Annotated in this window: 34 protein-coding genes and 1 other annotated feature; of the genes, 24 read left to right on the top strand and 10 right to left on the bottom strand. The window is 32.5% G+C overall.

All coding sequences use genetic code 11. The annotated features are described in order from the left end of the window. Complete coding sequence (locus BED47_RS09015; protein WP_069033405.1) at positions 1 to 1,146, top strand: ABC transporter permease; 1,146 nt, start codon at positions 1 to 3, stop codon at positions 1,144 to 1,146. Positions 1,147 to 1,197: 51 nt separating this feature from the next. On the opposite strand, the gene BED47_RS09010 is transcribed toward BED47_RS09015, so the two are convergent. From BED47_RS09010 to BED47_RS09000, 3 genes are all read right to left on the bottom strand, one after another. After that, positions 1,198 to 1,578: a VOC family protein gene (locus tag BED47_RS09010; RefSeq protein WP_069033404.1), complete on the bottom strand. Its 381-nt coding sequence runs from the start codon at positions 1,576 to 1,578 to the stop codon at positions 1,198 to 1,200. Positions 1,579 to 1,663: 85 nt separating this feature from the next. Continuing rightward, positions 1,664 to 2,344 carry a bacillithiol biosynthesis deacetylase BshB2 gene (gene bshB2, locus BED47_RS09005; protein WP_069033403.1) on the bottom strand — a complete coding sequence of 227 codons (681 nt, stop codon included), beginning with the start codon at positions 2,342 to 2,344 and terminating at the stop codon, positions 1,664 to 1,666. Between the two features lie 16 nt (positions 2,345 to 2,360). Continuing rightward, positions 2,361 to 2,705 carry a YojF family protein gene (locus BED47_RS09000; protein WP_069033402.1) on the bottom strand — a complete coding sequence of 115 codons (345 nt, stop codon included), beginning with the start codon at positions 2,703 to 2,705 and terminating at the stop codon, positions 2,361 to 2,363. 426 nt (positions 2,706 to 3,131) lie between these two features. Between BED47_RS09000 and BED47_RS08995 the strand changes: the two genes are divergently transcribed. Together BED47_RS08995 and BED47_RS08990 are read left to right on the top strand one after the other, a co-directional pair. Continuing rightward, a complete protein-coding gene (locus BED47_RS08995; protein WP_069033401.1) occupies positions 3,132 to 3,521 on the top strand; it encodes an FtsB family cell division protein in 390 nt (129 codons plus the stop codon). A 291-nt stretch (positions 3,522 to 3,812) separates the two neighbouring features. Next, entirely contained in the window at positions 3,813 to 4,130 is a 318-nt protein-coding gene (locus tag BED47_RS08990) for a hypothetical protein (RefSeq protein ID WP_056475504.1), read from the top strand. Positions 4,131 to 4,185: 55 nt separating this feature from the next. Here BED47_RS08990 and tatC read toward each other — a convergent pair whose 3' ends face one another. Then, positions 4,186 to 4,914, bottom strand: coding sequence for a twin-arginine translocase subunit TatC (tatC, locus tag BED47_RS08985; RefSeq protein ID WP_069033400.1), 729 nt, complete (start codon positions 4,912 to 4,914; stop codon positions 4,186 to 4,188). A gap of 335 nt (positions 4,915 to 5,249) precedes the next feature. On the opposite strand from tatC, the gene BED47_RS08980 reads away from it, so the two are divergent. The 3 genes from BED47_RS08980 to BED47_RS08970 all read left to right on the top strand — a co-directional run bounded on the left by BED47_RS08980 (position 5,250) and on the right by BED47_RS08970 (position 6,680). Further along, on the top strand, positions 5,250 to 5,852 hold the full coding sequence (locus BED47_RS08980; RefSeq protein WP_069033399.1) for a metal-dependent hydrolase: 603 nt from the start codon (positions 5,250 to 5,252) through the stop codon (positions 5,850 to 5,852). 122 nt (positions 5,853 to 5,974) lie between these two features. Continuing rightward, complete coding sequence (locus BED47_RS08975; RefSeq protein ID WP_069033398.1) at positions 5,975 to 6,358, top strand: hypothetical protein; 384 nt, start codon at positions 5,975 to 5,977, stop codon at positions 6,356 to 6,358. Between the two features lie 22 nt (positions 6,359 to 6,380). After that, positions 6,381 to 6,680 carry a DUF2653 family protein gene (locus BED47_RS08970; protein ID WP_069033397.1) on the top strand — a complete coding sequence of 100 codons (300 nt, stop codon included), beginning with the start codon at positions 6,381 to 6,383 and terminating at the stop codon, positions 6,678 to 6,680. Positions 6,681 to 6,726: 46 nt separating this feature from the next. Here BED47_RS08970 and BED47_RS08965 read toward each other — a convergent pair whose 3' ends face one another. Then, a complete protein-coding gene (locus BED47_RS08965; protein ID WP_069033396.1) occupies positions 6,727 to 6,921 on the bottom strand; it encodes a YqzH family protein in 195 nt (64 codons plus the stop codon). A 163-nt stretch (positions 6,922 to 7,084) separates the two neighbouring features. Here BED47_RS08965 and BED47_RS08960 point away from each other — a divergent pair, with 163 nt between their 5' ends. From BED47_RS08960 to BED47_RS08905, 12 genes are all read left to right on the top strand, one after another. Next, positions 7,085 to 8,347: a Y-family DNA polymerase gene (locus BED47_RS08960; RefSeq protein ID WP_069033395.1), complete on the top strand. Its 1,263-nt coding sequence runs from the start codon at positions 7,085 to 7,087 to the stop codon at positions 8,345 to 8,347. An 81-nt stretch (positions 8,348 to 8,428) separates the two neighbouring features. Then, the gene (locus BED47_RS08955; RefSeq protein WP_069033394.1) at positions 8,429 to 8,761 is read left to right on the top strand and encodes a YolD-like family protein; all 333 of its coding nucleotides are present in this window, start codon (positions 8,429 to 8,431) and stop codon (positions 8,759 to 8,761) included. A 78-nt stretch (positions 8,762 to 8,839) separates the two neighbouring features. Then, positions 8,840 to 9,061, top strand: a complete 222-nt coding sequence (locus BED47_RS08950; protein ID WP_069033393.1) for a DUF1659 domain-containing protein — start codon at positions 8,840 to 8,842, stop codon at positions 9,059 to 9,061. 17 nt (positions 9,062 to 9,078) lie between these two features. After that, positions 9,079 to 9,294 (top strand): DUF2922 domain-containing protein, encoded by a 216-nt coding sequence (locus tag BED47_RS08945; RefSeq protein ID WP_254664575.1) that lies wholly within the window; start codon positions 9,079 to 9,081, stop codon positions 9,292 to 9,294. A gap of 193 nt (positions 9,295 to 9,487) precedes the next feature. Then, positions 9,488 to 10,327, top strand: coding sequence for a Cof-type HAD-IIB family hydrolase (locus BED47_RS08940; protein ID WP_069033392.1), 840 nt, complete (start codon positions 9,488 to 9,490; stop codon positions 10,325 to 10,327). Positions 10,328 to 10,478: 151 nt separating this feature from the next. Continuing rightward, positions 10,479 to 10,949: a hypothetical protein gene (locus tag BED47_RS08935; RefSeq protein WP_069033391.1), complete on the top strand. Its 471-nt coding sequence runs from the start codon at positions 10,479 to 10,481 to the stop codon at positions 10,947 to 10,949. Between the two features lie 272 nt (positions 10,950 to 11,221). Beyond that, a complete protein-coding gene (locus tag BED47_RS08930; protein ID WP_069033390.1) occupies positions 11,222 to 11,716 on the top strand; it encodes a VanZ family protein in 495 nt (164 codons plus the stop codon). A 137-nt stretch (positions 11,717 to 11,853) separates the two neighbouring features. Beyond that, a complete protein-coding gene (locus BED47_RS08925; protein ID WP_069033389.1) occupies positions 11,854 to 12,288 on the top strand; it encodes a hypothetical protein in 435 nt (144 codons plus the stop codon). A gap of 180 nt (positions 12,289 to 12,468) precedes the next feature. Further along, positions 12,469 to 12,828 carry a hypothetical protein gene (locus tag BED47_RS08920; RefSeq protein ID WP_069033388.1) on the top strand — a complete coding sequence of 120 codons (360 nt, stop codon included), beginning with the start codon at positions 12,469 to 12,471 and terminating at the stop codon, positions 12,826 to 12,828. A 780-nt stretch (positions 12,829 to 13,608) separates the two neighbouring features. After that, on the top strand, positions 13,609 to 14,055 hold the full coding sequence (locus tag BED47_RS08915; protein WP_069033387.1) for a BclA C-terminal domain-containing protein: 447 nt from the start codon (positions 13,609 to 13,611) through the stop codon (positions 14,053 to 14,055). 177 nt (positions 14,056 to 14,232) lie between these two features. Further along, on the top strand, positions 14,233 to 14,727 hold the full coding sequence (locus BED47_RS08910) for a DinB family protein (RefSeq protein WP_069033386.1): 495 nt from the start codon (positions 14,233 to 14,235) through the stop codon (positions 14,725 to 14,727). 135 nt (positions 14,728 to 14,862) lie between these two features. Continuing rightward, positions 14,863 to 15,792 (top strand): aminoglycoside phosphotransferase family protein, encoded by a 930-nt coding sequence (locus BED47_RS08905; protein ID WP_139116354.1) that lies wholly within the window; start codon positions 14,863 to 14,865, stop codon positions 15,790 to 15,792. Positions 15,793 to 15,850: 58 nt separating this feature from the next. Here the strand turns inward: BED47_RS08905 and BED47_RS08900 are convergent, their stop codons facing one another. The 3 genes from BED47_RS08900 to BED47_RS08890 form a co-directional block, all read right to left on the bottom strand. Beyond that, positions 15,851 to 16,471: a class D sortase gene (locus BED47_RS08900; RefSeq protein ID WP_069033384.1), complete on the bottom strand. Its 621-nt coding sequence runs from the start codon at positions 16,469 to 16,471 to the stop codon at positions 15,851 to 15,853. Between the two features lie 3 nt (positions 16,472 to 16,474). Next, positions 16,475 to 17,530: a processed acidic surface protein gene (locus BED47_RS08895; protein WP_069033383.1), complete on the bottom strand. Its 1,056-nt coding sequence runs from the start codon at positions 17,528 to 17,530 to the stop codon at positions 16,475 to 16,477. 143 nt (positions 17,531 to 17,673) lie between these two features. Next, positions 17,674 to 17,883: a CDGSH iron-sulfur domain-containing protein gene (locus BED47_RS08890; RefSeq protein WP_069033382.1), complete on the bottom strand. Its 210-nt coding sequence runs from the start codon at positions 17,881 to 17,883 to the stop codon at positions 17,674 to 17,676. A gap of 195 nt (positions 17,884 to 18,078) precedes the next feature. On the opposite strand from BED47_RS08890, the gene BED47_RS08885 reads away from it, so the two are divergent. Both BED47_RS08885 and BED47_RS08880 read left to right on the top strand, forming a co-directional pair. Continuing rightward, positions 18,079 to 18,666 (top strand): GNAT family N-acetyltransferase, encoded by a 588-nt coding sequence (locus tag BED47_RS08885; RefSeq protein WP_069033381.1) that lies wholly within the window; start codon positions 18,079 to 18,081, stop codon positions 18,664 to 18,666. Between the two features lie 58 nt (positions 18,667 to 18,724). Next, positions 18,725 to 19,888: an iron-containing alcohol dehydrogenase gene (locus BED47_RS08880; protein WP_069033380.1), complete on the top strand. Its 1,164-nt coding sequence runs from the start codon at positions 18,725 to 18,727 to the stop codon at positions 19,886 to 19,888. 38 nt (positions 19,889 to 19,926) lie between these two features. Here BED47_RS08880 and BED47_RS08875 read toward each other — a convergent pair whose 3' ends face one another. Both BED47_RS08875 and BED47_RS08870 read right to left on the bottom strand, forming a co-directional pair. Further along, positions 19,927 to 20,844: an alpha/beta hydrolase gene (locus BED47_RS08875; protein ID WP_439097776.1), complete on the bottom strand. Its 918-nt coding sequence runs from the start codon at positions 20,842 to 20,844 to the stop codon at positions 19,927 to 19,929. A gap of 20 nt (positions 20,845 to 20,864) precedes the next feature. Next, entirely contained in the window at positions 20,865 to 21,110 is a 246-nt protein-coding gene (locus tag BED47_RS08870) for a zinc ribbon domain-containing protein (protein ID WP_069033378.1), read from the bottom strand. Between the two features lie 408 nt (positions 21,111 to 21,518). Next, positions 21,519 to 21,757: a binding site (T-box leader), on the top strand. Positions 21,758 to 21,807: 50 nt separating this feature from the next. Between BED47_RS08870 and asnS the strand changes: the two genes are divergently transcribed. The 4 genes from asnS to BED47_RS08850 all read left to right on the top strand — a co-directional run bounded on the left by asnS (position 21,808) and on the right by BED47_RS08850 (position 26,196). Next, positions 21,808 to 23,199: an asparagine--tRNA ligase gene (gene asnS / locus BED47_RS08865; protein ID WP_069033377.1), complete on the top strand. Its 1,392-nt coding sequence runs from the start codon at positions 21,808 to 21,810 to the stop codon at positions 23,197 to 23,199. A gap of 177 nt (positions 23,200 to 23,376) precedes the next feature. Further along, complete coding sequence (locus tag BED47_RS08860; protein ID WP_069033376.1) at positions 23,377 to 23,631, top strand: YqkE family protein; 255 nt, start codon at positions 23,377 to 23,379, stop codon at positions 23,629 to 23,631. A 259-nt stretch (positions 23,632 to 23,890) separates the two neighbouring features. Beyond that, positions 23,891 to 25,390, top strand: a complete 1,500-nt coding sequence (locus BED47_RS08855) for a 4-hydroxyphenylacetate 3-hydroxylase family protein (protein ID WP_069033375.1) — start codon at positions 23,891 to 23,893, stop codon at positions 25,388 to 25,390. Positions 25,391 to 25,449: 59 nt separating this feature from the next. Further along, positions 25,450 to 26,196: an IclR family transcriptional regulator gene (locus BED47_RS08850; RefSeq protein WP_069033374.1), complete on the top strand. Its 747-nt coding sequence runs from the start codon at positions 25,450 to 25,452 to the stop codon at positions 26,194 to 26,196. Positions 26,197 to 26,236 lie beyond the last annotated feature (40 nt).

Below are 26,236 nucleotides of genomic sequence, written 5' to 3'. Positions count from 1 at the left end.
ATGCAGACAGTTTTTTGGCTAATTTCGAACACTTTAAGAGCTACTTTTAAAAATAAGAAAAATATTATTATGTATATTTTAGTGCCTCTAATTGGTATTTTTATTTCCTTTCTAGCTTATGGTGGTTCCAATAAAACGATCGTTCACGTTGGGATTGTCAATGAGGATCATCAATATATTGCAAATGATACGATTAAGTTTTTAGAACACTTAGATAACGTTCGAATTGAAATAATTAATACTACGGATGCAAATGATAAGCTCGCTTCAGGATCACTTGATTGTGTTATTTCGTTCCATGATGGCTTTACAGATAGTGTACGTTCTGGTAATCCAGATCATATTCAAATATCTTCTATAAAAGGTGCTCAAATTACGAGCTTTGTAAAATCTTATTTATATAATTATATCGATAATGTTTCAGCAATTGGTAAAGTGGCAAAAACAGACCAAACTAAATTTAATCAAATGTATTCCAACTACCAAAACGCAAGCTTCAAGGTAGCAACAAAAACATTATCAGATTCATCTCAGTCTGAAAATATGACGACATATAGTTTAGGCTTTTTGATTATGATTATGTTAATGTCTGCAGGGAATCTTTCTGAAATTATTTTAAAGGAAAAAGAAAATCGAATTTACTACAGACTTTTGTCAGCACCTATTAATGCTAGAAAATATATTTTCTCAAATGTTGTAGTAAATATGATTGTAATGACTATTCAAGTAATTATTACGCTTCTCTTTATGACTAAAGTGTTTCATATTGATATTCATATTCCGTTTTGGGAAGCGGCAATTGTTATGATGCTTTTTGCTTTGGTCTCGGTCGGGATCTCGTTAATGATTGTGGCGTTCTCTAATAGTTCAAAATCATCTGGCGCATTGCAGAATTTAATTGTTGTTCCAACTGTTATGATCTCCGGTTGTTTCTGGCCAATTGATATTATGCCATCATCCGTACAAAGAATTGCGGATTTTCTTCCACAAAGATGGACGTTAGAGACATTGACGAAGTTGCAACAAGGAAGTAGTTTAGGAAGCTTATATTTAAACATTTTAATCCTTCTAGTTTTTGCGGCTGCATTTTTCTTAATTGCTATTTATAAGTTTAGTCGCAATAGTTCTACTAGAAATTTTGTGTAGATATTAAAAAAATCCATCTCTTTATTAGAGATGGATTTTTTAGCTATTTTATTAGTCCATTGAACTACAAATTTCAATATAATGACCGTCTGGATCTGCTACATATGCTACTGTTTGGCCCCATGGTTTTGTAATTGGTTCTTTGATGATGTTTACACCTTTTGTTCGTAAATCTTCTATTGTAGAATGCACATCATCTGTTACAAATCCGATTTCAAATGTTTGAGAGGATGCTTCAGTATTTTTATAATTTAATCCAGTCAGCTCTTGAACATTGCCACGTTCAATCATAGCAAGTACGGTATTGCCAGTATCTAATTCGACATACGTACCATGATTTCCACGAATAGGAATGCCTAAAGACTCAGTATAGAAAGTAAGAGATTTTTCTAGACTTGAAACATATAAAATTAAATACCTCATTTTCAACATTTCATTAACCTCCAGAATAGTTTAATCTCTTTTTCTTTCTACATATATAAGGTATTTACCTTCTTACATTGGTTTTGGCAAGTTCTTATTCAAACTGATAGGTATAGAATGATTCCTTTGCAAAAAATGATTTTAATCGATCATCGGGTATATCCTCAAATTTTTCGATTTTTACAACGTCTTTTAGCATTGCCTCTGTCTGAGAACGGTGTGCTTTCATCGTTCTTAGTTTCTGAGTTGCAACATCCATTACATCATTCACGATATCGGGTTTTCCTAAAACTTCAAAGCGTTCTTTTGTAATCGCGATACACCATACTGTTGGACGATCTTCCTTATCCATTCGTCGAACTGCTTCAACAGCAGCTCTTGCAGTTGCATCATGGTCTGGGTGAACACCGTGTTCTGGATAAAAAGTAATTAATAATGTTGGCTGAATTTCGTCGATGATTTCCTTTATTGGACTAATTACATCCTCAGGGTCTTCGAATTCAATTGTTTTATCATGAAATCCTAGCATTCTTAAATCTTGGATTCCCATTTCTCTACAAGCGTCGATTAATTCGTTTTTACGTATTGTAGGAAGTGATTCTCTTGTTGCGAAAAATGGATTTCCCATATTTCGTCCCATTTCTCCTAAAGTTAAACAAGCGTATGTAACCGGAATCCCTTTATTTGTAAACTTCGAAATCGTTCCAGCAGCCCCAAAAGCTTCATCATCAGGGTGAGGGAACACAAGTAATACTTTTTCTTGTTTTTGACTCATTTTTAGTGCTCCTCTCTTAAAATGGCGTATAGCTTAAATGTATTGCGATTGCAAGCTTTCCATCCTCATTATGACCTGCTAGTAGGAGGCGACCTTGTTCATCAACTTCAAAATCAGTTAATCCTTCTGCAACAACCCAGCCTTCTTCAAGCTTTAATCCGACACGGAATGGGTATTTGCCTGTGATCGTAGCACGGCTAATGATTACTTTCGTATTTCTAATAAAGGCATTTACCGTCATTACTTTTTCATTAAAGTGATTAGCATATGCACCATTTGTAGTTTCTAAATGTAAATAGACTGTTTGATTTATATAATTTTGAAGTGCATCTTGGGCAGCACCAATTTCTAATTTTTGCATTTTCTCGTACCTCCTTTAAAAAGTATTATAATCCAACTTTCCCTAAATTGGTAATTTGTTGGCTTGTGATTTTGAACATAAAAAGATCCCTATCTAATTGGGTGATAGGGATTGGGGGGATGTGTATAACATGATTACTAAAATTTAACTGTTTAAATATTCAGTTAATTTATATTTAATATACATGATGGGAAAATATTCGTCAACCACTTTTGTTAAAAAAATTTAAAATATTCAAAAAATAAGAAAATGAGGTAATTAATGGTATCTTTTTATGATAATATACGTGACTAGAACTCGACAAAAAAGACGAGTTTCTGTGTAAAATAGTCAAATTTTTACTTGTTTTACCTTTTTTTTCTTTTCTAAAAAGATATTAATTGTTAAACTAGAGTAGAATAATATTTTTAAAGGGAGGTTTTTAACGTGAAGGCAGAAGCGCGAAAACTATTTAATCCACAAAGAGAAGAATTAAACAAGCCTTCTCGTAATCAATTTCCGCAGACTAAAAAAAGAAAAACAATACGAATCCATCGAATCATTTTGACAACATTATTTTTGTCTTTACTTATCGCGTCTGGAATATATATGTATAGTCAAAATAAGATCGCTTCGGCAAAGCAACATGAACTTTCAACATTACATGTTGAACAAAAAAAAGTAGCTAAAACTGAAAAAGATTTAAACAGACAGATTAGACTATTAAATGATCCGGATTTCATAGCAAACTATGCTCGTGATCAATACATGTTCTCTAAAAAAGGAGAAACAATCATCATTGTGCCGAAATCGGAAGATGAGATCACCTCAAACTAATAATTATTTAAACTTAAAGATTCTCATATATGTGGGAATCTTTTTTCTATATTCATTATAGAACTAATGTTCGTTTTGTACAAGTTTAAAGTCGAACGTAAGAACTTAAATAGGAAGAAGGGAATAGGATTTTTTCATATCTCTTACATTTTTGTCTGATAAACAGACTCTTTCTCTTATCAATTTGTTGTCTATTTAGTTCTAATTACCCACGGTTTCTACAAAATTTTTACTATTCTGAAAAATACATCTTTGATATAATTTAAATAAGCTTAAATAAGGAGGATTAACATGAAAAAGTTCATTTACGTTTTTGCTATTTTAATTGTACAAGTAATTTTGACGTTCCTTGTTAGTGTTCTCTCGGATTCATCGGCTAGTAATATTGCTATTATGGTAGGATTCGTTACGACGGTCTTCCTTTATTGGAAAACAGCTAAAAAAGTAAGTTATACTCCTCTGCAGCGATATCAATGGTTGCGTGCTGCTGGATTAGAATTTAATGACTTACATAAAGATTTTCAAAGAAAAATTGCTATTAAAGCATCGTTAATTTATAGTTTTTCAGGTTTAGTTGTTACTTTGTATACATCACATATTTTATTATAAGGCATAGTCAAAAAAAAATGGACAAGCATACTAACTGCTGTCCATTTTTTTATTTTTATTCCGATTCATGTTGTAGGCGTTTAATACGTCGTCTATATGCAATTGATGAAACAAGAATACTTAATTCGTATATAACTAACAATGGTAAGCTTGTCATCATATCAGATACAAAATCAGGCGGTGAAATTGCTGTTCCGATAATAATAAGGATAAAATATGCAAATCGTCGAGATTTTCTTAAAAATGCTGGTGATACGATTCCGATACTTGTTAAAAAAAGTATAATGACTGGTAAATCAAAGAAAAACGCAAAAGGAACAACTAAGTTAAATAAGAAGCTAAAATAGCGTTCAGCTGTGAATGTAACTGTTACTAAGTCTTCTCCAATGTCCTGTAAAAATTTTAAAACGTTTGGAAAGATGAAATAATAGCCAAATGCTAATCCACAAACGAACAATAAGAATAAAGCTGGTATGTAAAGCATTGTGCTTTTTCGTTCTTTTACATGCAAGGCTGGCTTTACAAACGCCCATATTTGGTAAGCTATGACAGGGATACTACACGCGATCGCGAACACTCCACCAATCATAAGATAAATCCAAAGGACATCACTTGGACCAAGTGCTAGAAGCTTTCCATGCAAATCTTGAACAAGGAAATTGAATATAGCTTTCGTATAATATAATCCAATCCCTAAAAAAATAACGAATGCAACAATCACTTTTATTATTCGATTTCGAAGCTCATCTAAATGGTCAATGACACTCATTTCTTTTTCTTGCATAATTTCCCCCAAAGCAAACTGTGAAAGTATTTTATTACACTTTAAAAAGTATAAATTGGCTAGCGTTGTTAATTACTCGATGTAGTTTGCCAATTTTAGGAATAAAGTGTAAGTGCAACTACGTCTTTAGTCTTCGCCTAAAAGGCTCGCCAATCGACTAGTTTTCTATAATATTGAGCTTCCTATATTTTGTCAGAAAAAAGAACAATCGTCAATGAATATAGAGACATTTATTATTCTTAAATTACCATCATTTGTTAATTTATTCATATGAAAACTAACCTTATCCGACTATAATAAAAGTATGAGTATGAAAGATAAGGATGGTAAATGTTTTGGATGGAAAAAGTCATGTAATTGTAGGATTATTTGCAACTGGTGTCACAATGTATGCAACAAAAAATGATTCTATGACCGTCCCACTTATAGTTGGTGCAATCAGTAGTTTGGCTCCTGATTTAGATCATCATAATAGTTCATTAACAAAAAAAGTTTCAATGCCGCTAAAAGTTCTCTTCAGCTTATTATTTTTAGCAGCTACATTATTTATTGTTGTGAAGACAGGGAAGTTAATTTATTCTGGATCATGGATTTATGCAGTAGGTATTCTCACATTATTTATTATTTGTGTGAGCTGGTTACGGCATTTAAAAACAATCTTAATGTTAACAGGCATATTAATTGCAGTTATTGGTTGGTTTTTCTTTTATGGTTATTGGTCAATCTTTGCGATTGGATTATTTATTGCTGTTTCATCGAGATTAAAGCATCGTGGACCAACTCATTCCCTTTACTTTTTAGCTGTTTGGAGTGGAATTTGTTATTTGCTGCAAAAAGACTTAAATGTAAATGGATTATGGTTAGCTGGTACAGTCGGTTATTTTTCTCACCTATTAGCGGATCAGTTGTTTACTAAACAAAGTATTAAGTGGTTATAGAGCTCTTTAATTATCACATTTTTTTATTAAAAATGATCCATACTAAGAAAGATGTGATGATGAAAGAAGGGTCAATATTGAAGAAAATAAATTCTCTAATATCCATATGGGTTTTGTTTTTTTTGTTAGCTTTGTCATTCCCAGTGGATGCAAGTAGCAATACGTATAACCAGCGAACTATTAAGGTAGAAGCCAATACTTTAGTTTCTAGTAAACAAACATCAACGCATCTTGCAATTAGGAGATCGTATCGTTCTAATAGAAGTTATCGTCCAACAGCACCAAGGTCGAGCTATCGTTCGTATAGAAGTCCTGGAAGGAATTTTTTAGGCTATGCAGGTGCATTTGGGTTAGGCTCTCTTTTTGGTTCGATGCTAAACCCATTTGGTGGCTACTATGGTGGTCAGCAATTTGGTTTTTCATTTTTTGGATTACTATTAGATTTTTTAGTAATAATAGTTATTATTTGGTTTATTAAGAAAATCTTTCGTAGAAACCGATATTAACTTTCCCCTTTTGAGGTGACTTGTGAAAATCTATTTTGATGAACAAGATGTTGCCAATGCAATTTGTGTATATGCGGCTGATTTGGAAGGAATTCGACCAGAAAGTGTACAAATTGAATTTCTATTTAATGAAGATGATGGTGTAAGCTGTGAAGTATCAGCTAATCATCGGAATTTAATTTATTTTGAGCAACAAATATCTGACGCAATTGGTTTTTACTTGGAAGAGATTCATCGTTTTTCATCCTATGCAATGGAAATCATTATTGGTTTTGATGAAGAAGATGGAATTACGAGTGAAATATCATTTGTCTATTCATAAAACCCGAGAGAGAACTGGATGTTCTTTCTCGGGTTTTTTCGATTGCTTAGGCATAATTCGTTACGTATTCGTAAACAATATCTTGTACTATTTCATATAATTCACGGTCATCATTTAATTGTTCGGTAACGATTTGTTCGTACAGTTTATCTAGCATATCAGCTGTAATCCACTGTTCGTGTTCTCCTCTATATTGCATTAACGCTCGTTTAATCATCTGCTTTACAAACTGTCCATCCACTTTAAGTCTTTCCTCCTTTAAGCTAATTTTAGTATAACTAAAATTTTGTATTGTTCCTAGCGAAAAAATTTATTGAAATCGAACGTATATTCGTTTAATATATGTTTATAATAAAAATAAGAACATTAGTTCTGCTATTTTTTGGAAAATCGGAGTGATATGTATGAGCATTTGTTATGAAGAGTTACCACATCATCGGATATTATGCATCGATATGAAGAGCTTTTATGCAAGTTGTTCTGCGGTCATGCTCGAATTAGATCCATTAGAATGTTATTTAGCAGTTGTTGGAGATGTGGAGAGGGAAGGAAGTATCGTACTTGCAGCCTCTCCGCGATTGAAAAAGGAATTTGGGATTAAAACAGGATCAAGGGTTTTTGAAATACCAAAAGATCCTCGAATCAAAATTGTAAATCCTTCAATGTCAAAATATCTAGAAATCTCAACGAACATAGTAAAGTTACTAAATGAAATTGTCCCTTTAGAGGATTTACATGTATATAGTGTTGATGAATGTTTTTTAAAGGTGGATGGAGTGAAGAGACTATGGGGGGATGCGTGGGAGATTGCCGAAAAAATTCGTACTGAGATTATGGCACGATTTCAATTACCTTGTTCGATTGGGATTGGACCGAACATGCTTTTGTCAAAGCTCTGCTTAGATTTAGAAGGAAAAAAAGATGGGATAGCGGAGTGGACTTATGAAGATGTAGAAAAAAAACTATGGCAGGTAAGTCCTCTTAGTGAAATGTGGGGAATCGGTAAAAGAACCGAACGCACTTTAAATGCAATGGGTATTTTTACCGTAGGACAGTTAGCGAAATATCCTCTTCATTTGCTGGAGAAGAAATTCGGAGTGATGGGAAATCAACTATATCATCATGCGTGGGGAGTAGATCTGTCTGAGCTAGGTGCGCCAATAATGAACGGACAGATTAGCTTTGGTAAAAGCCAAATATTAATGAGAGATTATACAAAAGTTGAAGAAATTAAATTTGTTATTCGTGAAATGTGTGAAGAGGTTGCACGCCGAACTCGTAATGCTAGGAAGGCAGGACGTACGATTACATTAGGAATTGGATATAGTCGGGAAGAATTTGGTGGAGGATTTTCTCATGCATATACAATGGATGAACCTACAAATATTACTTCAGATTTGTATGAGATCTGTACAAAACTATTTGATCGATATTATGAAGGGAAGACAGTTCGGCAAATTCTCATTTCTCTTTCGAATATTGTAAGTGATGAAATCATGCAGTTAAATTTGTTTGATCAGAAAAAACCTCAAAAGCGCAATTTAGGATATGTGATGGACGCAGTCCGAAAAAAATACGGATCATCTTCGCTCCTCTGGGCTGTTTCTTATGCGGAAGGAGGAACAGCACTTGCCCGAAGCAAGCTGGTAGGTGGACATAAAGGTTAAAAAATTTCCTTTTGTCCTTTTCCCCTGCAAAGCCACTAGTTCTAACCCAGATAAAAAGAGAAGAAAAGGAGAAGAATGCCGATGATTCGTGACCGTGGCACCATTAAATGGACGTCAATGATGTTACCAGAACATGTAAAAATGCTTCGTGATTGGAAAGTATCACAAAATTATGAACAACAAAAAGAAGTAGATGAACAGCTATTAGAGGAAATGAACCGTCATCTTCAACAGGCAATTCACGAAGATGAAAGTGTACAAATTACTTATTATAAAGACCACTATCACCATAATGTAAAAGGAAAAATAGGGAAAATTAATTTACACCAAAATAGGCTATCTATTTATGAAGAACAGGCTGGATATATGGAGCTGTTATTAAGTGATATTGTGGACGTGAAAATTGGATCTTGAACATCCAAAAAAATAATTAACCATTAACGAAAATCCCCCCTTTTTTAAGTACATATACATCGAAAGGGGGAGTTGAAAATGGCTCAAATTGCTACTCAACAACTAACATTGTATGTAAATTTACATGCAGGAAAAGATGCACAAGGAAAAATCATTATCAAGAGGAAGGCATATAAAAATGTCCGAGTTGATGTTGATTTAGTGAAGCTAAGTGAAATCGGTAATGCCTTAGCATCATTGCAAGATCTACCATTAGTAGAGCTAGAAGTATTAAGCAATGGACTACTTTTAAACAGTTAAAAAAGGAGGAAAGCGATATGATTCAAACATTAGAACTTAAATTTTTAAATGAAAATGAAAAGATTGTTACGCTAACAGTAGACAATCCAACAATTCCAGTTGATCCAACATTAATCAATCAAGTAATGGATAAAATTGTAGCAAACAATGTATTCACTTCTACAACCGGAATTGTCGTAGCCAAACAAGGCGCCCGCTTGGTTGGTAAGGAGATTATTGAGATTGAGCTATAAGCTCTATTAGGAAAAGAGTTTTGTAGGCAGTCTAAAGACCTTCTGAATGCAGAAGGTCTTTTTTTGCGTTATAATAATAAAGAATGAAAACATAAAATAGAAAATAGTTAAATTGTAAAAAGAATGCTTTAGTAGAATTGGGGAATAGTTAGCATTCAGATTATAAGAGAATAGTAGAAAAGGAGAGAACGACATGGCACTAATTGCAATTGATATGGATGGTACACTGGTAAATGGTAAGAATGGAATACCAATGGAAAACATTGAAAGCATCCGAGCGGCACAAAAGGAAGGAATCCATGTTGTCATTTCTACAGGTAGAATGTATGAAAGTGCGAAGGAGGCATTAGATGAAGCTGGTCTAACTTGTCCGATTGTCTGTTTAAATGGCTCTCAAATATATGACTATGAGGCAAAAATATTGCACAACGATTCAATGGATAAGGAAATTTTTGCGAAAGCCTTAAGTATATGTGAAGCAGAAAATAAAACATTTATTATTAGTACTAGTGAAGGATCATTTACAAAGTGTCGAGATACACTATATGATGAATTTTTTACTGATAAGCAAACTGGCAAAACACACAAAGTAACAGCTACTTTAAGAAAAGTTCGAAATTACTCTTCTATTGAAGATTTTAATAATCTTGATGTATATAAAATATTATTTCTTTCTAATAATGAAGAGGTTATTAGTCGCATTCGTCTAAAACTAATGCAAGAAGAGAATTTACTAATTACTTCGTCAAGCTCAAATAACGTTGAAATTAATGCAGCAAATGTAAGTAAAGGAGCGGCATTATTAAAGCTTGCACCAATCCTTGGAGTAGATTTAAATGAGAGCATGGCAATTGGAGATAGTTTTAATGATGTCTCTATGTTTAATCGAGTAGGTTTTCCAGTAGCTATGGGAAATGCGAAAGAAGAGCTAAAAGGCCACTGTACATTTGTTACAAAAACAAATGAAGAAGCAGGCGTAGCCCATGCAATTTATCATTTTTTAGATCAAAAACAGAAATTGAAGCAAAGCTAATTAAGTTCTGTTTGTCGACTGGCAAAAGAGGGAGTTCAAAAGTTAAAGTACTTTTTGAGCTCTCTTTTTTTATGGGATAAGTTGCTGATTTTTGTTATCTAACTAAATGGCAGTTTAGTTGCTTAAGGTATGTTACAATAAAAGGAAAATAATGGAATTCTATATATTGACATCCAAAAATATAAGGGGGTTTAATTTGAAATATTTAATTATACTTCTTGTAATTATTTCTACTTTTATTACGGGTTGTTCAAACTTAAAAGGAAACGAAGAACAAAATATAATAGTTCAAAAGCGTATTGCTGATGTAAATAATTATGAAGACTTCAAAGTAATTACTATAAATGAGAAAGTTCAAAAGGTAAGAGCGATATTAGATAATATTAATTGGGAACATGCAAAAGTAGATATGGTAGCACCAGCAGATTACAGATTTATATTTCAATTTAAAAATCCAGAAATAAATGGAAAAGCAGTGCTATATGAGCTTTGGAATATTCCTGATAAAGATAAAATAGAACTTGCAATAAGCGCCGAAAGTAAATTTGTTCAATTAGACAAGAACAGTTCAGCTAAACTATATAAAATAATAATTGGTGGAAAGTTAGATGACCAAAAATAATATTCTGAGCTCGAATGTAAGGTGTTTTTTATGTGCATCTTTGCATTGGTACAGTTGTGACTATTTAAAACAAACATTTGAAATTAGAGCTAACTAGTACTTCAATTTCTTATGCAACTAACGTATGCAATAGTTGAAGATCACAAGCTGCTAATATGCGGCTTTTTTTATTGAAGTAAATGGCAGATTAGTAGAATAAAGAATATAACAAAATTGGTAAATTATGTTATATTGAGTGAGTAGTTAATAATTATAGGAAGTAGTAGAAATCAATGAAATTATTTATGAAAATTGTCTTAACCTTAGCATTTTGTCTTTATCTTGTCGTCCTTACAAATCAAATACTATTTAAATATGTATCTCCATCAGAAATAATCAGTCATTTTAATTTTAACTATAATGATGATCGTTGGCATGGACATAATTTTATTCCTTTAAAAACTATTATTTATTATATTTTTTTAGCTGACATAAATTTAAATATTAGGATTACAAACTTAGTTGGAAACATTATTGGTTTTGTACCTTTTGGTTTCATCCTTCCAATATTATTGAAAGGGTTCAAAAATTTTAAAGTTATCGTAATTGCAACTTTTAGTTTAAGTTTAACTTACGAATTAATTCAGTTAATATTTGACTTTGGAAGTTTTGACATTGATGATTTAATTTTAAATACTTTTGGAGGGTTATTAGGTTATTTACCAATTAAACTTATTCAGTTAATTAATAATAGGAAAAACCATTTGAAAATAACCACCGATTTATAACAAAAATATGATTAAACTATTGAACTAACGTAATGCATTAGTTCAATAGCAAGAACCATTTGAAGTGGTTCTTTTTTTGTTATTAAATAATAACAATCGATGTATTAAGGGAAGATAACACTAGAGGTGAGTAGAAAATGAAGATGAAAGTGATGATTTTTATGTTCATTATGATGTTATCTTTCGGATCGATTGTAGGATACGCGCAACCTAAAAAGTGTCCTGTGTTAAGTGACTTAGATAAAACATCAATAAAGAATAAAAAAGAGGTAATTGAAGCCTTAAATACCTTAATACCAAAAACTTATGGTACAGGTTTAGAGGATCTTCCAGACATTTATAAGAAGTGGAATGTTGTTACGGCAAAGCCATTCCCTAAAACAGTTGGTGTTAAAGAAGAAGAGGATTATTTTGGAATGGCAAAGTATTTTTGTGGGAAAGAAATTGCTGAAAAATCTTGGCTTGTCCGTTTAGATTTTCCGAAAGCACCTGGAGCTAACTTAGCCCAGGGGCAAATATTTTTAGCCAAAAGTAAAGAAAAGGGCTGGTTTGTTTGGTTTCGTTATCATTAACCTTGTACAAATAACGCATGCATATATTCAATAAGAAATACAAAAACCCTTCTTAAAAAAGAAGGGTTTTTGTATGCTAGATTTTTTGTTATTAGAATAATCCTTATCACTTTATTAGTAAAAGGGATTATCATTTTTGCACAGAATTTACATATTATGGAAATGAAAAGGAGAGGTTTTATGAAGAAACTACTTTTATCACTTTTAGTTTTAACATTATTCGGATGTTCCAATAAATCGCTTCTTTTTAAAGGGGAAAGCGAACATTGGAAAGGAGAATACTCTGCTGATATAACCAATGATACGAGAGAAGATGGACAATTTATTTTTAAACTAAAGAAAGGTAATAAAGTAAAAAAGAATCTAGAGATTAATATCAATAATGGTCAAACTGTTCGCACAGAAGAATTAAATAACGAAAATACTATTACGATTCCTAATGCCTGCTCTGGTTGTTCTGTTACAAGTAAATCCTCACCTATTGAAGTAACGATAAAATGGAATAATCAAGAGGAAACCTTTAAATTAAAGAAAAAATAATCTGGTACTTTTATTTTTTGAAACTATGAAAACAGAAGATAAACCAATCACAGACTTAAAAAATCATATTCATCCTATTAAAAAAAGAGATAACATTGTCGTTGGATTAGTAATATTTTTGAGTGTTTTTTACTTATTTATTTTGATTTTTAGCATTCTGGGGCAATATTACTAATTCCTTGTTCAACTTACGCATGCGGTAGTACAATAAGGAATTTCCAGAGCCTTATCGTAAAGGATCATGGGAAGAAATGCAAACACTTGTGTACTTTATTGATAAAGCTTGTTTCTTATCCGAATTTTTCCTTTCTACTATTTTATAGACATAAAGATTATATAGTCTAACATAATCTAAATATAAACTATAAAGGATGTGGAAAGTTAAAATGGATGCAACCTTAAGTATAATTCCAATCATTATGATGCTTTTTAACATAGCAATTCCTGTATGTCTTATAGTAGTAGTCTACTACTTCTATAAATTATTTAAAATCCGAAACGAAGAATTAAAGAAGCAAAATGAACTACTAAATCGGATTGTAAATGTACTAGAGAGATCATAGACTTTTGCAATACATATGATTAAAAAGAACTTAGTCTGATGATGACTAGGTTTTTTTTAATCTATTAAAATTGAAAAAAAATAAAAAAACTAGTGGACATGCTGTAACGAAAAGAAAAAACTTTCATATTAATAAACTATATCAACAATTATAGACAAGCCTTTAATATGTTACTCCTAAGAGGATTTATGTCTAAATAATAAGAAAAGGTGATAGTATGAGATACCCAAGACCGCCAAGACATCATTTTCCACCAATACCTCCTGGCGAAAGTTTTGCATTTGTTACGAATAGTGGTGGAACAGTTTCCGTTATAAAAGAAGGTACAATTGTAACTTTTCCATCATTTCAGTTTTTAGGTGAAGGAGTTACAATTGATCAAGCAAATGAGCGATTAACAGTTCAGGTACCAGGTAATTACTTTATTACTTACACTGTGAATTTAAATGCGCTATTAGACGTATCTACAAGATTATTAGTAAATGGGAGACCTATAAATGCATCAGCAATCGTAAATGAAGTGAATAGATCCATTTACGGTAGTCAAATGATCTTACCATTAGACGCTGGAGATACAATTTCACTTCAACTGTTTGACTTTGTTGGAGATGTTAAGTTGTTACAAGGCGCAGGTGCAACAATTAATCTATTTAGAGTTCATTAGTATAAGATTTAATCATTACTCCTCGTGAAGATTCCCTATTCCGTTGCAAGAATGCACTGCTTTTTAAAAAGTAGTGCATTTTTTAATAGGTTAAAATCATAAAGTAATAAAGGTGAATCTAGTAATAACCACGAAAGTACATATCTTAAAGTATAAAATTAAAAGGGAGAATGATCTATGAGTAAAAAAGAGTTTATATTAGATCAATTAGAAGTCTGTCGTAATGTTGAAAGCTGGATTCAACCTTTAAGTGTAGCATTGGAGAATTTAAGTTTAGAGAGTATTAGTTGGAGACAAAATGATTCTACTCATACGATCGGTGAAATCGTATACCATTTATATTTCTATAATGAAAGATGGTTAAGAAGATTTAAAGGGGAGATCCCAACTGAAGTGGTCGAAAGTAATGCTTCAACTTTTCAAGAGATGGAAAATTTAACGAGGGAAGATTGGCAAGAGCTTGTTGAGCGGTTAGATGAGAATCTAGCGAATTGGCAGCAAGCTATAAAAGAAGTAGATGAATCAAAGCTTTATGAACAAATTCCAAATTTTCCAGTAGATGCAATCTGGTGGGGAGCGTTATCTAATCTATGTACTCATAATGCTTATCATATTGGGCAAATCCTCTATATTCGAAAAGCACAAGGCTCATGGGTATCAAAGGAAGAGTAAGATCCGGTAATAATCAGAAAGATCATTAAATAATTTTTATTGCCGTATAGGAAATAGTAGGCTAATTTGGAAGAAGTAGGAATAGTTGAGAATAGAATTGCAAAAAGATTAATAAGGGAAAATGGGGAACAAAAGATGATAACACAAAATGTTAGAGGTTACATTTTGAAAAAGTACAATATAAGCGAAGCGAATTTTTTAGGAAAGGGACAAGAAGCAGAAGTATACTCTTATGATCAAAAAAGAGTCTTAAAATTATATAAACCAACAGCATATTCAAAGCTAGAAATATTAAAGCAATTTTATGAATCAATGAATGCTAGTGATGTGAATTTTGAATTACCAAAAATTCACGAAATTATAAAAGAGAGAGATGCCGTTTTAACAATTGAAAAACGAATTGAAGGCAGAAATATACAAAAGGATTTATCAAATTATGATGAGCAAGTATTAGATTCGTTCTTTGAAAACTATCTATCTACAATAGTAAGTATTCAAAAGATTGAATTGGAAGAGCAATTTAAAGGCATTAAATTATTAAGTGATTATGATGAAATTTCTTCAAAGGACTGGAACGATTTTTTAAAACAATCGTTACTGAGAAAAAATACAGAAGTTGATCGATATTTGAAAAGAGATGTATCAGATTACGAAGTGAAATTAAAACGATTAATGGATGCATTTTCAGTTGGATACGAAGGGGAATATTCATTAGTACATGGTGATTATTATCCATCAAATCTATTAGTAAATTCAGATGGACAAATTAATGGTGTAATTGATTTCGGCTTAATGACGTTATATGGGGACCCGTTATTTGATGTTGCATTAAGCTGGATTTTATTTGATTTATATGATGAATTGGGTGAAAAAAAGCTAGAAAAATATTTAAATAAAGTAGTTAATCGATTAGGCGAAGAAGTTAGAAGAACAATTCATTTGTACGTGCTTTTTTATAGTATCTATTCGGCAAATTTCTTTTCGGAAACTTGCAGTGATGGGCACTACCAATGGAGCGTTCGCAATTTAAATAACGAAAAGTTTTGGGCGGCACTAGAAAATTAATGAAAATATGAAACTACTAATAAAAAATGCTCACTATTAAATAGTAAGCATTTTTTGTTTATTTATTTACTTCTGATTTAACTAAACCAGCTACAAGTATATAACGCTGTGGTGCATGTCCAATAAAATTAAACGGATAACAAGTGCTTACCGTTAAAGTTGGTCTTGGTTTTGGGATAATAACAGTGCGATCATCTTTATCAACGATACGAATCTTATGAACTTTATAAGTAAATGTACCAGCCGAAGTTTTAACAATTAGCGGATCGCCAACTTTTACTTTGCCAAGCTCACGGAATACAGTATCTCGATGTCCAGCAAGAACACTATTATCTCTTTCACCTGGCATCACAGATTTAGCATAATGACCTATTCCTTTTGCAAGCTCATCCTCATCTGTCCCGTGGAAGATTGGTAGAGTTGCAGAAATTCGAGGAATTGTTAATGAACCCATCTCATCGCCAAATTTAGGATAAGTCTTGTAAAGCGGTTCGTCTTTTTTAATTTGCTTCAATTTAGTTGCTGTTTCTGTTTTGATTTCTTTTTTGAAATCATCCTTAGACTGTTTATACAGCACATAAGTTTTAATCAAAGAATAAGCATTTGTTGTAGCAAAAAATAATCCGACAATAAAAAGGAGTGCTGAAAAAATAAGTAGTACTTTTCGTTTACGATTCATAGCTTATCGTTTAACAATTACCTTTTTACGTAAAACAACAGCAGTTAACATCATTAACATACCAACCATTGTCCATTCAGTTGTATGAGTTGCAGTAGTTGGAAGTTTACCGCCATTTTCCGTTCTTACTGTAACAGTTGGTTTTGGGTTTTTAATTGCTTTTTGAGTATCTTTAACGATATCTACAATTTGGTCATCACCAATAAGTTCCTCAGGTGAAAATAAAGCGTCTAATAATAGATTACCAGCGTTGTCATAAATCTCTAAATATACTTTTATATTTTCCATAGAATCCATAGAATCATCCATAGTAAGTAATTTAGCAAAAGTTAAAGGAGTTTTAACGCCATTTTGTTCAATTTTAACTTTAATATCGATTTTTAAAGTAGATTGAAGTTCTTTTACGATATTCATTAATTCTACTTTTAATTCAGCTGGTAATTCTTCTGGAGTAGCCTCAGTATCCATTGAGAAAAATTCAGGATAATTTTCTTCTAAAGCAGATGCACGTTCTCCTAATGCTTCTAATTTTGCTTCAACAGCAGGGTCATCATTCACAACTTTTTCTATATATGAAGATAGATTATTAATTTCTGCTTCAGTAATTCCAAACTCTGAAAGAGCAGAAGAAATATCTCCCATAGAAGGGAATTCATCTTCGCTACTGCTACCTGACTCATCCTCATCTAAATAAATTAAGTTTTCGATATCAGAAGTAAAATAATACGTATCTAGTAATGATGCATTTTTGTCCATATCATCATAGTAGACTGCTAGATCGATAATTTCATCTTCAGTGTAACCGTACTCATCTAGAAGATCGTCTAAAGTTTTTTGAGTAAGTCTTTCACCTAAAGTATCTTTTAACTCATCAACTGAATCGAAATCAGAGATTGACTCACCGTAGTAAGAATTTAAATAATCCTCCAATTGCTTTTGAGTTAGATCGATACTAACTAAATAAGATCTTAATTCATTTGCATTTGGTGCTGCATATGCAGTTACACCTGGTACTACTAATGCTGCAGATAAAACGACTGAAGCCAATACCTTTTTCATATTGATTCCCCCTTAATAGTTCATTCCCTAAATGTAAATGTGATTAGATCAGTTTTATGAATGATTCAAAGGTAATAAAGGTATGAGGGCATAAGAAAGCCGATTATTTAGAATTGCTAATAATCGGCGCCAGAAAAATAAAATTATTCTGATTCTTTAGGAGCTCGAACAACAGATTCGAATTTTCCTTTATGAGTACCGTCACAATATGGTAATTTACTTGACATGCCGCATCGACATAATGAGAAAGCTGCTTTTTGCGGATATGTATTCCCTTCAGCATCAACTAACTCAACAGTACCAGTGACACGTAAAGGACCATTATCTAAAACCTTAATTTGAACATCAGACATATTTAATTTCCTCCTACACATCTTAAAATTATTATATATTACATTTATGTTAAAATAAATGGTGTAATTTAATAAAGTATTAATTTTTTTCATGAAATTAACTTGGATTTAGTATAAAATGAAAAGGTTGTTTTTTTTTACCTAAGAAGAATTAAAGATAAACTAAGAAAAATTTAAGTTAAGGAGTGACAATTCATGATTCGAATAGCAAAAAAAGAAGATGCCAAACAAATTGTCCCTCTAATTGTACAAGCGATTGAAGATATTTTATTTATGTTAACCGGGACATCATCATACGAACAAGCAACACCAATTTTAGAATATTATGTTCAATCTGAACAAAATAGACTAAGTTACCATAATTGTTTAGTAAAAGAAATTGAAGGGAAAGTTGTAGGAGTGATTATAGCCTACCATTCCATGGAACTATCAGTACTTGATCGTGAGATGCTTGAAATAATAAGTCGTAATTTAAATATGCAAAATGTTAAAGTTGATAAGGAAGCAGATGATAAAGATTTTTATATTGATACATTGTCAGTGCATCCAGATTATCAAGGCAAAGGAATTGGAACTGAATTATTAGAAGGATTACTTTCTTTTGCCAAAAACAAAGGAATTTCACGAGTTTCATTAAATGTAGATCAAGACAAACCTTCTGCTCGCCGACTATATGAAAAAGTGGGATTTAAATATGAGAAAGTTAGATTTATTATGAAACATTCATACGATTATTTAGTGTACCCATTAAATGAAAAAATATTCGAAACAAAAGTCGTTTAAGATGCATCCTTTTGATTGTTTAAGTTAAAATTAAGTTTGAACAATAGGAGGGATACATATGAATTTTTTTACATTTGCAAATCCAACAGAATTAATATTTGGTAAAGATAGTGTACAAAAGTTAAAAGAAAAGGCTGCTAGCTTTGGAAAGAATGTTTTACTTGTATACGGTGGTGGAAGTATTAAGAGAAATGGCCTATACGATCAAATAGTAGGCATACTTAAAGAAGCTAATAAAACAGTTTATGAACTAAGCGGAGTTGAACCAAATCCGAAATTATCAACAGTTCATAAAGGTATACAAATTTGTAAAGACGAAAATATCGACTTTGTTTTAGCTGTTGGTGGTGGTTCTGTCATCGACTGTACAAAAGCTATTGCAGTTGGAGCGAAATTTGATGGTGAGATTTGGGATGTTATTACACGTAAAGCATTCCCAACAGATGCATTAAAATTTGGAACAGTATTAACGCTTGCAGCAACTGGTTCAGAAATGAACGCTGGGTCAGTTATTACAAATTGGGAAACAAATGAAAAATTAGGTTGGGGAAGTAAATTTAGTTACCCAACATTTTCAATTCTAGATCCTCAAAATACGTTTACAGTACCTCGTGATCAAACAGTTTATGGATCAGTGGATATCATGTCACATGTTATTGAGTCATATTTCCACCATGGAACGAATACAAAAATTCAAGATCGTTTCTGTGAAGGTATTTTAAAAACAGTTATTGAAACTGCTCCGATCGCAGTCGAGAAATTGGATGATTATGAAGCGCGTGAAACGCTATTATATAGTGGAACAATGGCATTAAATGGAATCTTAAGTATGGGTGTTCAAGGTGATTGGGCTACACATAATATTGAGCATGCCGTTTCTGCAGTAACAGATATTCCACACGGCGGAGGATTAGCAATTATTTTCCCTCATTGGATGGAATATGTAATGAGCGAAAATGTTGATCGTTTCTGTCAATTTGCAGAAAGAGTATTTGATATTAAGCAAGAATCAATGTCAAAAGAAGAATTGGCATTGGCTGGTATTAAAGCTTTACGCACTTTCTGGAACTCGATCGGTGCGCCAAGTCGTTTAAGCGAGTACGGTATTACAAAAGAGCAACTACCTGAAATGGCTGCTAAAACGGTTAAATATGGACCATTTGGTAACTTCAAAAAATTAGATCAAGAAGATGCATTAAAAATTTTAGAGGCAGCTCTTTAAGAATAAAAACTGGACAGAGAAATAACTCTGTCCAGTTTTTATATTGAATGATGTTTAACGCCAATAGTATTTAAAAAGGAAGAAACAATTGAATAGTAATCATCTTTGTTTTCATTTAAACTCATAGCGTGTGCACCATTTTCAGCAATGAATAATTCTCTCTTGTTTTGATTTTTCGCTTCAAATAATTTAAGTGTATGTGTAAATGGAATATAAGGGTCTGGTTTACTATGAACAAATAAAACGGGATTTTTAATATTATGAGTTGCCAGTAAAGGGGAAATATCCTTAATGAAAAATCCATTCCGAAGCTTTAACCAAATGCTAGAAACTGGAAGGATTGCCCATTTAGGAAGTTTATAATCCATTTTCAAACGATATGTAAGCTGTTCCTCAAATGTAGAGAACGCGCAGTCTGAAATATAGAAAGCTGCAGAATCCTCAACAAAACCAGCATATTGTAACATTGTGCAAGCTCCCATTGACTCCCCATGAATGCCAAGAACAATCTCACCTTTTAAATCCTTTAAATAGTGAACCACAGATTGTAAGTCAAATTTCTCATAATATCCATAGCTAGTTGTATGCCCACCTGACTCCCCATGTCGCCTATGATCATAAGTGAGTACATTAAAGCCAAGCTTTAAAAATAGCTCAGCATATTTAATTGAGTTATTCTTATTGACCGTTACACCATGTGTAATAATGACCCAATTATTTGTATCAAAGGCCTCAAACAAGTATCCCCTTAATTCATACCCATAACGAGATTCAATAGAAAAGGATTGTTTTTGAACAGAACGATACAATCCTTCATCAAATCGGAAATTTTCCAACTCGCGCTGATAAATAAACTCAAGTGAATTTGTTTTCATAAACAAAACTTGCTGCGTAAAATAATAGCCAACTCCAATAAAATAAACGAGAAAAAGAACAGCTACAACAAGCCAGATCATCATAATAGAACCATCATCCTCTAACCAAAAAGAATATCAAGAATTGTCGTTAACTCACCGCGGGTTTTACCATCTAAAATTGAAGGATTATAAACCTCAACAAAACCGCAATTTAAACAAGATACAAATAAAAAATGATTATAATCAATATCTAGTAACTTACTTATACCTGAACCAGACATTGATACTTCTTTAGTTTTAGCGTGAGTATGTTTACATTTCGAACAAACAAATTTATCCTTTAACAATTCTTCTGCTCTAGCCATAAATAAAACCCTCCTTTTTAGTAAAGTGTATCATAGGAAGAAGAAAATTTAATAAAGGGAATTTGACAATTAAATCAAGAATGACAATTTTGAAAATTGAACATTGTCGCTTAATGTTCATAAATACCCTTCCAATGATCTAACAAGATTCATGAGTAATGGAGTTTGATTACCCATAAGGTGTCTATGAGGAAGTAACAAAGAGAAAAAGAAGGAGCTTGGTTCCACATGATGTGTTCATGTAGAAGTAAAAAGCGAAAGTGTGAAATGCTGTATATCAAATAGATTCAACTAATTTAAGATGTTTAAAAGTAGAGATTCAAATGAATATATTTTAGGGGACAACTAGACAAGCGATTATGATTTATGATAAATTATACAAGAAAAATTCCTTTAAAAACTACATATTTTAAATCGATGAAAAGGAAAGTAGTTTTTGCTATATTCGATAGCGAGCTAGGGACGGTGGAAGCCTAGTGATGAAGCATGAATGAAGAACACCTTTGAGTTCTAACCGAAAGGGAACACTTAAGTAGGCTTAGACGTTACCAGCACGTTATTAACTGGGATAAGCGATGTTAGCTTTAAAGTTGGTCATATTATGACAATTTGGGTGGTACCGCGGAAGTTAGTCTTTCGTCCCTTTTATAGGGATAGAAGGCTTTTTTTATTGGAAATTAATATAAGGAGGCAAATTATGATAAAGACTGTAGTGAAAGATTTATACAGAAATCAAGAAAAATTTAAAGACAACACTGTTCAAATTTCAGGATGGATTCGTACTCTTCGTGATTCTAAAACGATTGGTTTTATGGAGTTAAATGACGGTACATTCTTTAAGAGTGTACAAATCGTTTTTGAGGACAATTTAGATAACTTCAAAGAAATTACAAAGCTACCTATAAGCTCAACTGTTTTAGTAGAAGGTGAATTTATTCCAACTCCGGAAATGAAACAACCTTTTGAAATTAAAGCGACAAAAATTGTGATTGAAGGATTATCAGATACAGATTATCCATTACAAAAAAAGAGACATTCTCTTGAATATTTAAGAACAATCGCTCATTTACGTCCAAGAACGAATGCATACTCAGCGGTTTTCAGAGTAAGATCACTTGCATCATATGCTATTCATAAATTCTTCCAAGAAAAAGGATATGTATATGTACATACACCAATCATTACAGGAAGTGACACAGAAGGCGCAGGAGAGATGTTCCGTGTGACAACAATGGATTTGAACCAACTTCCAAAAACTGAAGGCGGAAAAGTGGATGATAAAGGGGATTTCTTCGGCAAAGAAACTAACTTAACGGTAAGTGGCCAATTAAATGGAGAAGCTTATGCCCTTGCTTTCCGTAATGTGTATACATTTGGTCCGACTTTTAGAGCAGAAAATTCAAATACTGCACGACATGCCGCAGAATTCTGGATGATTGAGCCGGAAGTTGCTTTTGCAGAACTACCAGATATCATGGATCTTGGTGAAGACATGGTTAAGTTTGTCATTAATTATGTATTTGAACATGCACCTGAAGAAATGGACTTCTTTAATAGCTTTATTGATAAAACTCTTATTGAAAGATTAAAGAATGCATTAGAATCTGACTTTGGTAGAGTTACTTATACTGAAGCTGTTGAATTATTACAGAAATCTGGTAAAAAGTTTGACTACCCAGTTGAATGGGGAACAGATTTACAAACTGAACATGAACGTTACCTAAGTGAGGAAATTTACAAACGTCCTGTATACGTGACTGACTATCCGAAAGAAATCAAAGCATTTTATATGAGAGCGAATGAGGATGGCAAGACAGTAGCTGCGACAGACTTATTAGTTCCTGGTATTGGTGAATTAATCGGAGGAAGTCAACGTGAAGAAAGAGAAGACGTTCTTGTAGAGCGAATCAAAGAACTTGGTATGAATGAAGAAGATTACTGGTGGTATCTAGAGCTTAGAAAATACGGCGCTACAAAACATTCTGGTTATGGAATTGGATTTGAACGACTTGTTATGTATTTAACAGGAATGAAAAATATCCGTGATGTAATACCATTCCCACGTACACCAGGAAATGCAGATTTTTAATATAAAAATGAACAATAGGATGCTGCGGCATCCTATTATTTTTATGAAGAACAAAGAATATGAGTTTTAGCATTTGAAAAAAGAGAAATAGTAGATTTATAATATAACAAAAGATGAAATACTTCTCTTTCTACTATAAATTAATGATAAAATAATGGAAATGGAAGGTGAAATAAAATGAAAAAAAGAAAACCACAGCAGCCTGTAAAACCGGCGTATGAACAGAAGGAAAAAATATCATTAGGATCATTAATGAATGAAGAAATTCTTCAAAAATTAAAAAATACAAAAAAACAATTGCAAGAAAATGAAACAAAGCAAAAAGAGGAAGAAGAAGCACGTATTCGTGAAGAAAAGAGATTACGTGAGAAAAATAAATCATTCGAAGAGTTATTAAACGAGAGTAATATCTCTTGGAAGGACTTTAAATAAGACGCGAAATGGCGTCTTATTTTTTTTAACATTAATTTAATCATTTTTTTTATAAGAAATTTCACATTATGAAATTTTTTGATTGTTCAAAATTTTATAATTTTTTATAGTGAAATTAAGTTAAATAAAAGGTAGTAGGTGGTGTAAATAATTTAAGATAGTGAAATTGAACTTTTTGAAAGCGCTTTAAAAAATTTCCGAATTCGATTTAAAAAACAAATGTTAAAAAAATTACATATCGGAGTGGAGGAATTATTAAATGGGTATTCGTACAGGGGCGCAATATATTGATGGATTAAAATCTAGAAAGCCAGAGGTATGGCTAGGTGGAGAAAAGGTAGAAGATATCGTAAACCACCCAGTTTTCAAACAACCGATTCTTGAGATTGCAAAATTATATGATATGCAGTTCGATCCAGCTTATCAAGACAAAATCACACATATTTGTGAAGAAACTGGTGAGCGAATTTCTAATGCATTTCTAGTGCCTAAATCATCTGAAGATATTAAAAAGCGTGGAGATTTGTTCGAAGCATATGCAAAGTCAACATTTGGTTTAATGGGAAGAACACCTGATTTCTTGAACATTGTTTTAACTTCAATGGCAAGTAATTCATGGTTTTTAGATAAATATAATCCAGAGTGGTCAAAAAATGTCCAAAATTATTTCAAATTTGTTCGTGATAACGACATCTTCTTAACGCACGCAATTATTAATCCACAAAATGATCGTAGCAAGCCATCTTATGAACAAAAAGATTTATTTACTCATTTAGGTGCTGTTGAAGAAACGGTTGATGGATTAGTCGTTAGAGGAGCTAAAATGCTTGCAACATTAGCGCCAATTACAGATGAAGTCATTATTTATTCATTCCCTGGTTTCCACGAAGGCGATGAGCGATATGCTTTAGCATTTGCACTTCCGATTGACACGCCGGGATTAAAAATTTTATGTAGAGAGCAGATGCAAGATGGTAAAAGATCATTTTTTGATCATCCATTAGCATCTAGATTCGAAGAAATGGATGCTGTTCTTGTATTTGAGGATGTGTTAATTCCTTGGAATCGTGTATTTATTCATAATAATGTTGAAGCTGCAAATAATCTATACCCAAAAACAGGTATTGCACAACAGCCTGCTCACCAGTCTGGCGTAAGAGGCTACGTAAAATTAGCTTTTGCAGTAGAGGTAGCATGTAGGTTAGCTGATTCAATTGGAGTAGATGTTTATTTAAATGTCCAAAATGACTTAGGTGAATTACTACAATCAGTTGAAACAATTCGTGCGTTACTTCGAGTTTCTGAAATAGAGTATGAGACATTACCTTCAGGCGAAGTAAGACCGGCATGGGAACCACTTGAGACGATTCGTGGCTTGCTTCCAACTATGTACCCAAGAGCAATTGAAGTGATTCAAACAATTGGTGCAGGTGGCTTATTAATGTCACCAACAGAAGCAGACTTTGAACATCCTGAGCTAAGAGATGCAATGGATAAATACTATGTTGGACGTGAAGGTGTATCCTCTTTAGACCGAATTCAATTATTCAAACTTGCATGGGATTTATGTGGAGAAGCTTTTGGACAAAGAGCACTTCAATATGAAAGATACTATACTGGTGATCCAATTCGAAAAAGAGCAATTTACTATAACCAAATGAAACGTAAGAAAACGTTTAGTATGGTGGACGATGCGTTAAACGGAGCAAAAAACTTAAAAGGAGTATCGACTAATCTAGCGAATTCTAAAGTTAACTGATTAATTTTAGAAAGCAGGGATTTTATGAAATTTTTTAGCACCAAAGAGGAGGGGATCTAATGATCTCTTCAGTTCAAAAGATTTCTAGAATATTAGATTGCTTTACAGTAGAAGAACCAGTCCTAGGAAATTTAGAAATAGCTGAAAAGTTAAATATGAATGCAAGCTCGGTCCATCATTTAGTTCGAACTCTTTGTGCTGAAGGGATTTTAATTCAGGATAGTAAGAAAAAGTATCGACTCGGTTGGAAGTTGCTTGAATGGAGTAATCACGTTATGTATCAACAAGACATATATAGTGAAGCCATTCCATTATTAGAAAATCTATTAAAAAATTATGATAGTACCGTTCATATCGGAATGTTTGATAAAGGGGACGTAAGATTTGTCTTAAAAGTTTCCTCTAAACATTCGATCCCTGTCCCAACATTTATAGGTGCTAAACGGCCTGCCTATTGTACGAGTACCGGTAAAATTCTACTATCATATAATCCAGCATACTTAAAAACAACGATTGAAAGAGGCTTTGAAGCTTATACAACAAATACAATTACGACTATTGATGCATTAAAAAAAGAAATGACTGCGATTAAAGAGAATGGCTATAGCATTAGCAACAATGAAAATGATTTAGGATTATTCGGAATTGCAGCTCCAATTCAAACATATACCGGTCAAACTTTTGCAGCATTAAATATGGTTGGACCAGTTTCGTATATGATGAGCCAAGACATTGGTCGAATGATTCAGGATGTTGTGAAAACTGCTAAAACAGTCTCAAATCAGCTTGGTTATATTAATGCATAATGATAGCGCTTACTTAAATTCAAATAAAAATGATTAATTG

The organism is Gottfriedia luciferensis (genome assembly GCF_001712755.1).
Lineage (GTDB): Bacteria > Bacillota > Bacilli > Bacillales > Bacillaceae_G > Gottfriedia > Gottfriedia luciferensis_B.
Note: the sequence above shows the minus strand (reverse complement) of the source record. Positions and strands in the feature narration are given on the sequence as shown.

Excerpts from the sequence above, each read along its gene's own strand:
- BED47_RS09015 (WP_069033405.1), top strand. The coding sequence starts at position 1 with ATGCAGACAGTTTTTTGGCTAATTTCGAACACTTTAAGAGCTACTTTT.
- BED47_RS09010 (WP_069033404.1), bottom strand. The coding sequence starts at position 1,578 with ATGTTGAAAATGAGGTATTTAATTTTATATGTTTCAAGTCTAGAAAAA.
- bshB2 (WP_069033403.1), bottom strand. The coding sequence starts at position 2,344 with ATGAGTCAAAAACAAGAAAAAGTATTACTTGTGTTCCCTCACCCTGAT.
- BED47_RS09000 (WP_069033402.1), bottom strand. The coding sequence starts at position 2,705 with ATGCAAAAATTAGAAATTGGTGCTGCCCAAGATGCACTTCAAAATTAT.
- BED47_RS08990 (WP_056475504.1), top strand. The coding sequence starts at position 3,813 with ATGAAAAAGTTCATTTACGTTTTTGCTATTTTAATTGTACAAGTAATT.
- tatC (WP_069033400.1), bottom strand. The coding sequence starts at position 4,914 with ATGCAAGAAAAAGAAATGAGTGTCATTGACCATTTAGATGAGCTTCGA.
- BED47_RS08960 (WP_069033395.1), top strand. The coding sequence starts at position 7,085 with ATGAGCATTTGTTATGAAGAGTTACCACATCATCGGATATTATGCATC.
- BED47_RS08955 (WP_069033394.1), top strand. The coding sequence starts at position 8,429 with ATGATTCGTGACCGTGGCACCATTAAATGGACGTCAATGATGTTACCA.
- BED47_RS08950 (WP_069033393.1), top strand. The coding sequence starts at position 8,840 with ATGGCTCAAATTGCTACTCAACAACTAACATTGTATGTAAATTTACAT.
- BED47_RS08945 (WP_254664575.1), top strand. The coding sequence starts at position 9,079 with ATGATTCAAACATTAGAACTTAAATTTTTAAATGAAAATGAAAAGATT.
- BED47_RS08940 (WP_069033392.1), top strand. The coding sequence starts at position 9,488 with ATGGCACTAATTGCAATTGATATGGATGGTACACTGGTAAATGGTAAG.
- BED47_RS08935 (WP_069033391.1), top strand. The coding sequence starts at position 10,479 with ATGGAATTCTATATATTGACATCCAAAAATATAAGGGGGTTTAATTTG.
- BED47_RS08930 (WP_069033390.1), top strand. The coding sequence starts at position 11,222 with ATGAAATTATTTATGAAAATTGTCTTAACCTTAGCATTTTGTCTTTAT.
- BED47_RS08925 (WP_069033389.1), top strand. The coding sequence starts at position 11,854 with ATGAAGATGAAAGTGATGATTTTTATGTTCATTATGATGTTATCTTTC.
- BED47_RS08920 (WP_069033388.1), top strand. The coding sequence starts at position 12,469 with ATGAAGAAACTACTTTTATCACTTTTAGTTTTAACATTATTCGGATGT.
- BED47_RS08915 (WP_069033387.1), top strand. The coding sequence starts at position 13,609 with ATGAGATACCCAAGACCGCCAAGACATCATTTTCCACCAATACCTCCT.
- BED47_RS08910 (WP_069033386.1), top strand. The coding sequence starts at position 14,233 with ATGAGTAAAAAAGAGTTTATATTAGATCAATTAGAAGTCTGTCGTAAT.
- BED47_RS08905 (WP_139116354.1), top strand. The coding sequence starts at position 14,863 with ATGATAACACAAAATGTTAGAGGTTACATTTTGAAAAAGTACAATATA.
- BED47_RS08900 (WP_069033384.1), bottom strand. The coding sequence starts at position 16,471 with ATGAATCGTAAACGAAAAGTACTACTTATTTTTTCAGCACTCCTTTTT.
- BED47_RS08895 (WP_069033383.1), bottom strand. The coding sequence starts at position 17,530 with ATGAAAAAGGTATTGGCTTCAGTCGTTTTATCTGCAGCATTAGTAGTA.
- BED47_RS08890 (WP_069033382.1), bottom strand. The coding sequence starts at position 17,883 with ATGTCTGATGTTCAAATTAAGGTTTTAGATAATGGTCCTTTACGTGTC.
- BED47_RS08885 (WP_069033381.1), top strand. The coding sequence starts at position 18,079 with ATGATTCGAATAGCAAAAAAAGAAGATGCCAAACAAATTGTCCCTCTA.
- BED47_RS08880 (WP_069033380.1), top strand. The coding sequence starts at position 18,725 with ATGAATTTTTTTACATTTGCAAATCCAACAGAATTAATATTTGGTAAA.
- BED47_RS08875 (WP_439097776.1), bottom strand. The coding sequence starts at position 20,844 with ATGATCTGGCTTGTTGTAGCTGTTCTTTTTCTCGTTTATTTTATTGGA.
- BED47_RS08870 (WP_069033378.1), bottom strand. The coding sequence starts at position 21,110 with ATGGCTAGAGCAGAAGAATTGTTAAAGGATAAATTTGTTTGTTCGAAA.
- asnS (WP_069033377.1), top strand. The coding sequence starts at position 21,808 with ATGATAAAGACTGTAGTGAAAGATTTATACAGAAATCAAGAAAAATTT.
- BED47_RS08860 (WP_069033376.1), top strand. The coding sequence starts at position 23,377 with ATGAAAAAAAGAAAACCACAGCAGCCTGTAAAACCGGCGTATGAACAG.
- BED47_RS08855 (WP_069033375.1), top strand. The coding sequence starts at position 23,891 with ATGGGTATTCGTACAGGGGCGCAATATATTGATGGATTAAAATCTAGA.
- BED47_RS08850 (WP_069033374.1), top strand. The coding sequence starts at position 25,450 with ATGATCTCTTCAGTTCAAAAGATTTCTAGAATATTAGATTGCTTTACA.